This is a genomic window from Salinicola sp. (assembly GCF_982684285.1).
This window is the reverse complement of record NZ_CEXLVS010000326.1, coordinates 1-3,807: the sequence shown is the minus strand read 5'-3', so window position 1 is coordinate 3,807 and position 3,807 is coordinate 1. Positions and strand designations below refer to the sequence as shown.

3 protein-coding genes are annotated in these 3,807 nt (G+C 62.4%); 2 read left to right on the top strand and 1 reads right to left on the bottom strand.

Features of this window, described 5'->3' with window-relative positions:
- Nucleotides 1-1,397, bottom strand: a 1,397-nt coding sequence (gene hutU, locus AC3AYF_RS19140; RefSeq protein WP_295041186.1) for a urocanate hydratase, incomplete at its 3' end; no start/stop codon positions are given.
- Nucleotides 1,398-1,655: 258 nt separating this feature from the next.
- On the opposite strand from hutU, the gene AC3AYF_RS19135 reads away from it, so the two are divergent.
- Nucleotides 1,656-3,017 (top strand): formimidoylglutamate deiminase, encoded by a 1,362-nt coding sequence (locus AC3AYF_RS19135; RefSeq protein WP_295041185.1) that lies wholly within the window; start codon nt 1,656-1,658, stop codon nt 3,015-3,017.
- A gap of 57 nt (nt 3,018-3,074) precedes the next feature.
- The coding region (locus AC3AYF_RS19130) for a YjiH family protein (protein WP_487780197.1) at nt 3,075-3,807 on the top strand (733 nt) is incomplete at its 3' end.

The window sequence follows — 3,807 nt, the reverse complement described above, 5'->3', positions numbered from 1 at the left end:
ACGGCGTCAGAGCCATCCTTCATGCTCTCGGTTTCCCGGTTGGGGCTGGCCACCGAACCGGAGTCGAGATGGTCCCGTCCGATGACCACTGGCGCGGAGAGCTCGCCGCTGCGCACCATTTCATTGAACGCCAGCCCCAGCTTCTCGCGCAGGCCCAGACCCACCCAGCAGATACGCGCCGGCAGCCCCTGGAAGCTGATGCGCTCTCGTGCCATGTCGAGCCAGCGATGCAGGTGCGCGTCATCGGGAATCAGTTCCTTCACCTTGGCATCGGTCTTGTAGATGTCCTGCGGATCGCCGGACAGCGCGGCCCAGCGGAACGGGCCAATGCCCCGGCAGAACAGCGGCCGGATATAGGCGGGAACGAAGCCTGGGAAGTCGAAGGCGTTGGCAACGCCCTCCTCCTGCGCCATCTGGCGGATGTTATTGCCGTAGTCGAAGGTGGGGATACCCTGCTCGGCAAACGCCAGCATGGCGCGCACATGTTCGACCATCGACGCCTTGGCCGCCTTGACCACCGCCTGCGGCTCGGTCTTGCCACGCGCGCGATAATCCTCCCAGCGCCAACCGGCAGGCAGGTAACCGTTGAGCGGATCGTGGGCACTGGTCTGGTCGGTGACCATGTCCGGGCGTGCGCCACGGCGTACCAGTTCAGGCAGAATTTCAGCCGCATTACCGTGCAGGGCGATGGAAACCGCCTTGCCTTCGGCGGTGTAGCGCTCTATCCGGGCCAGGGCATCGTCCAGATCTTCCGCCTGTTCGTCGACATAGCGCGTACGCAGGCGGAAGTCGATACGTGATTGCTGGCACTCGATGTTGAGCGAACAGGCGCCCGCCAACGTTGCCGCCAGCGGCTGCGCGCCGCCCATCCCGCCGAGCCCCGCCGTCAGGATCCAGCGCCCGGCGAGCCTGCCGTCGTAATGCTGGCGCCCGGCCTCGACGAACGTCTCGTAGGTCCCTTGAACGATGCCCTGGGAGCCGATGTAGATCCACGAGCCCGCGGTCATCTGGCCGTACATCATCAGCCCCTTGGCATCGAGCTCGTTGAAATGCTCCCAGTCGGCCCAGTGTGGAACCAGGTTGGAGTTGGCAATCAGAACCCGCGGCGCATCGGCATGCGTCCTGAACACGCCGACCGGCTTGCCCGACTGCACCAACAGCGTTTCATCCGTCTCGAGCGTTTTCAGCGTGGCAACGATCGCATCGAAACATTCCCAATCGCGTGCCGCGCGGCCGATGCCGCCATAGACGACCAGTTCCTTCGGGTTCTCGGCCACGTCCGGGTCGAGGTTGTTCATCAGCATGCGCATCGGCGCCTCGGTCAACCAGCTCTTGGCAGTCAACGTCGAACCGTGGGGGGCGCGAATGTCGATATCACGAAAACGAGAATGAGTCATGAGTACTCCGGGCAGTCGATAACGGGACGAGAACGTTGGCCGAGACGGCGAGCTCTACCATTGAATATGTATATACATTACCCTGTCAAACGTCGGCAGCCAAGTGTGTCATCAAAAATCGGGGGGATTCCTGATTTCTCCAACAATGGTGCAAATACGGGCGCTAAACGCACCAAAACGATGCAGATCGAGACGCTTGAATCCTGTCACCGGACACGCTATATGTATATACAATAAACTGCACCAAAGGGACCCGGGATGCCAAAGACCTACTTCGCCACTGCCGCGCTACTGCCCGACGGATGGCGACACGACGTCCGGATCCGTGTCGATGATCGAGGATTCATCGACAACGTGACCGCCGATGCCACTGCAGACGAGGCGGAACGCCTCGGCGGACCCGTGCTGCCCGGCATGCCCAACCTCCACTCTCACGCCTTTCAGCGCGCCATGGCCGGTGTCGCCGAGATCGCCTCTGACAAGGCGGACAGTTTCTGGAGCTGGCGTAACCACATGTATGGCCTGGTGGATCGCCTCACACCTGAAGACGTGGGCGTTATCGCCCGCGCACTCTACGTCGAGCTGCTCAGAGGGGGCTACACCCAAGTCGGCGAGTTCCACTATCTGCATCACGATCCGCAGGGCCACGCCTATGCCGACCCGGCGACGATGTCGCATGCCTTGCTGGAAGCGGCGGATGCCAGTGGAATCGGCATGACCTTGCTGCCGGTACTCTACGCCCACAGCGATTTTGGCGGTCAACCACCCAGCCACGGCCAGCGGCGTTTCATCCACTCGCCGGACACCTACCTCGAATTACTGGCGCAGCTCACACCACGGTGCTCCGAGAACCCGCGTCTGTGCCTGGGCACGGCGCTGCACTCGCTCCGCGCGGTGACGCTCGAGGAGATCGAAACGGTGCTTGCAGCCAATCCCGCCGGCCCGCGTCACATCCACATCTCCGAACAGGTGAAAGAGGTCGAGGCAAGCATCGCCTGGAGCGGCCAACGTCCCGTCCAGTGGCTGCTGGACAACGTCGAGCTCGATTCAAGGTGGTGTCTGATTCATGCCACCCATCTCGACGACGCCGAAGTGCGGGGTATTGCCGCCAGCGGTGCCGTGGTCGGTCTCTGCCCCACCACCGAAGCCAACCTCGGCGACGGCGTCTTCCCCGCGGCGCGTTACGCTGAGCTAGACGGGCGCTGGGGCATCGGCTCGGACAGTCACGTCTCGCGGAATGTGGTCGAGGAGCTGCGTTGGCTCGAATACGGTCAGCGTCTGATGACACACCGGAGGAACGTACTGCACGACGTCGAGCGGAGAGGGGTAGGCGATTGGCTCTACCGAAAGGCGGTGACCGGCGGCGCCCTCGCCTCGGGGCAGCCGATTGGAGAATTGGCGGTCGGCAAGCGCGCCGACTGGCTCGTGCTCGATGGGCAAGATCCCGATCTCGCCGCCAGCGACGACGCTTCACGCCTCGGGCGTTGGCTGTTCGGGGGGGCCCGCTCGCAGATTCGCGACGTCATGGTCGCCGGTCACTGGCAAATCCGTGATCGCCGGCATGCGCTGGATGACGTCAATCGACGCGAACTGGGTGCATTGCTCAAAACACTCGCCTGAGGCCCCACGCAACGATACCCACGCTCGCCAATACAATAATCGACAACGGGAACAACGATGGATGCGACCGACAAGCCTTTCGAGCCCAAGCTGCGGACACGGGCAAAAATGATCATGCCGAGCGCCCTCGGCATTCTCATCTTCTTCGTTCCGATATCGATCGCCGGTACCCGCACGATACTGCTCGATCATCTGGTGACGGCCATTCGTCATGGGCTTGGCTCCAGCGTCAATTTACTCGCGCTGGCCGTTATCGTCGCCGGGGCCATCCATCCGCTCTACACCGGACGCTGGCGCCAGAGCCGAACCGAAGCCGTTCTGACGCTCTTCAAGGTGATGGGCACGCTGGTCGCGGGCATGGCGATCAGCGGTATCGGCCCAGAGGCACTGTTCGCACCGGACATGCTGCCTTTTCTGTTCGATAAACTGGTGATCTCGGTGGGCTTGATCGTTCCCGTCGGCGCAGTCTTTCTGGCGTTGCTGATCAACTACGGGCTCATGGAGAGCGTCGGCGTGCTATGTCAGCCGTTGATGCGTCCGCTATGGCGTACGCCGGGACGATCGGCAATCGACGCGGTGGCGTCTTTCGTCGGCAGTTACTCGATCGGGCTGCTGATTACCAACCGGGTGTACCGGGCCGGACGATATTCGGCGCGTGAAGCGGCCATCATCGCCACGGGTTTCTCGACCGTCTCGGCCACCTTCATGATCATCGTCGCCAGAACGCTCGACCTGATGGCGATCTGGAATCTCTACTTCTGGCTCACCCTACTGATCACGTTCATCGTTA

Excerpts from the sequence above, each read along its gene's own strand:
- AC3AYF_RS19135 (WP_295041185.1), top strand. The coding sequence starts at position 1,656 with ATGCCAAAGACCTACTTCGCCACTGCCGCGCTACTGCCCGACGGATGG.